The organism is bacterium (assembly GCA_016873475.1).
Lineage (GTDB): Bacteria > Krumholzibacteriota > Krumholzibacteriia > JACNKJ01 > JACNKJ01 > VGXI01.
The window spans coordinates 1-2,203 of sequence record VGXI01000349.1 but is presented as its reverse complement, the minus strand read 5'-3'; the positions used below and the strand labels follow the sequence as shown (position 1 = coordinate 2,203).

Here is a 2,203-nt window from a genome sequence, read left to right as displayed (position 1 = left end):
CATCACCGGGTTGCTGTGCAGGTGGCCCTTGACCTCGACCTGTGCGCCGGCATGGCGGGCGCGGTAGATCGCCTGCAGGTCGAGGTCGCCGACGCCGGTCAGCGGGTGGTCGGCGAGCAGCTCCCAGCCCGTTCGCCACATGATCAGACGCTGGACGTTGTTGGCGTGCCGCGGATCGAAGGAGGAGAGTAGGCGTTCGCGGAAACCGGCCGGCGCGAGGGCGCCCGCGACGAGCAGCAGGCCGAGGAAGATGGGCGCCAGGCGCGGGCGCACGAGGCCGAGCGCGAGGAGCGCGCCCGCGGCGAAGCCGAGCCAGGCGCCGCGGGTGTGCGTGAAGACGAGCGCAACCAGCGTGAGTGCGAAGGCGGGCCAGAGCCAGCGCCGCCGCCGCGCGCCGCCCGGGCGCAGCAGGAAGGCGAAGAGCAGCAGCGAGGCGAGCATCATGAGCCCGCCGGCCGTCATGTAGCCCTGCGTGAGCTGGGCGCGCCCGGCCAGCCCCCGCGCTCCCTGGAGGTAGGCGAGGATGCCGTAGGCCGCCACCCCCGCCGATCCGGCGCCGAGCGCGGCGAGCAGGCGCGTGCGCAGCGCGTCGCGCCTGCCCGCCTCGGCGAAGAGCCAGAGCGCGGGCAGCAGCAGGAAGCGCTTGGCGTGGCGCAGGCTCTCGCTCGGGATCTGCGAGAAGCCGATGTCGATGAGCGCCCAGCCGACGAAGGCCAGCGTGAGGAGCGTGAGTCCCCGGCCGAGGTGGACCGGTGGCCGGCCGCTCGCCCACTCGGCGAGCCTCAGGAGCAGCGCGATCGCGAGGGCGAACTGCGAGATCGCGATCGAGAAGGGCATCGCAAAGGCGGCCAGCAGGAGCGCCCCCTCGCGCAGGGGGAGCAGCTGCGCGAGCCAGCCCGCCGGCATCAGCCCCGGCTCCGCTCGCCCGCTTCCTCGGCAAGGCCGACGTGGCGGCCCACGAGTTCCCGGCTGCCGGCCGCGCCGAGCTGCGCGATCAGGAAGGCGAACTGCTCGCGCAGCGCGGCGCGCAGGGTGGCGCGCAGGGGCGCCGGCAGTCCCCAGAGCTGCGCCTTGAAGGGCCCCCAGCTCTTCTTGCGCAGCTTGTAGACGAATTGCTCGTCGCTGTCGCCGGGCGCGCGCTCGTTGCCGTGCGCGCCGAGCAGGTGCGCGTCGATCTCGGCCAGGAGGACGGGCGGGAACTCCGGATGGGCGTAGATCAGGTTCTGGAAGCCCGTCGCCAGGTGGATCTCGCTGCAGCAGCTCGCCGGGAAGCGGTGGAAGAGGCTCTCGGGCAGGGTGCTCGCGCCGTGCTGGACCGCGCCGCTCAGCCCGTAGGCGCGACGGGCGCGGCCGCCGATCGCCTCGAGGACGCCGAAGTCGAGCTTGACGGCGGCGACGCTGCCGTCCGGCAGGGGAACGCCGCCGTGGCTGGTGCCCGTCTGCACGCTGATCTTGCTGAGGCCGAGCGCGCCGGGCGCGAGGCGCGCCAGCTCGCGCCGGTAGCCGGCCATGTAGGCTTCGAACTCCTCGACGGTGGAGTTGGCCGTGCCCACTTCGCCGATCTCGCCGCCCACGGAAACGCTGACGCCGGGCGGCTCCTCGCCGCGGATGCAGGCCGTCAGGCGCGCCGCGAGCTGGTAGTTGAGGCGCTGCTGGGCGTCGAGGTCCGGCTGGGCGAGGTCGACGAGGGTCGAGGTGTCGACGTCGATGTTGTAGAAGCCGGCCGCGATCTCGGCCCGGATGAGACCCTCGACGGCCGCCAACTCGGCCGCGGGATCGGCGGCGTAGGGCTTGGGCCGCACCTGCACGTGGTCGCCCTGGATGAAGACGGGCCCGCGGTAGCCCGTCGCCACGGCCGCGGCCAGGATCACCGCGGCGAACTCCGCCGGCGACTGCTCGGTGTAGCCGATCTCCGTGCGCGCGATCTCGAAGATGAAGGCGCCGCAGTCGGCCGCGAGCGCGGCCTCGAACAGCGCACCCGCCACCTCGAAGCCGAGGCCGCGCACGTTGACGGCCGGCACGGTGAGGCCGTCCACCTCGCCGCGGCCCATCGCCGCGTAGAGGCCCTGGATCGAGGCCGGCCAGGCGCCGAGCGCCGCGGCCAGCGCGCGGGCATCGGCGATGGCGGCCGCCTTGATCTCGGGGCGCGGGTTCAGGGCGGCGTTCGCGGCCAGACGCCCAGCCACCTGCTCGCGGCAGAAGG

Annotated in this window: 2 protein-coding genes; both read right to left on the bottom strand. The window is 74.1% G+C overall.

All coding sequences use genetic code 11. From position 1 onward, the window contains the following. A partial coding sequence (locus tag FJ251_15635) for an O-antigen ligase family protein (protein MBM4119135.1) occupies positions 1 to 906 on the bottom strand: 906 nt, incomplete at its 3' end. Continuing rightward, the coding region (locus FJ251_15630; protein MBM4119134.1) for an aldolase at positions 906 to 2,203 on the bottom strand (1,298 nt) is incomplete at its 5' end. The genes FJ251_15630 and FJ251_15635, both read right to left, overlap by 1 nt.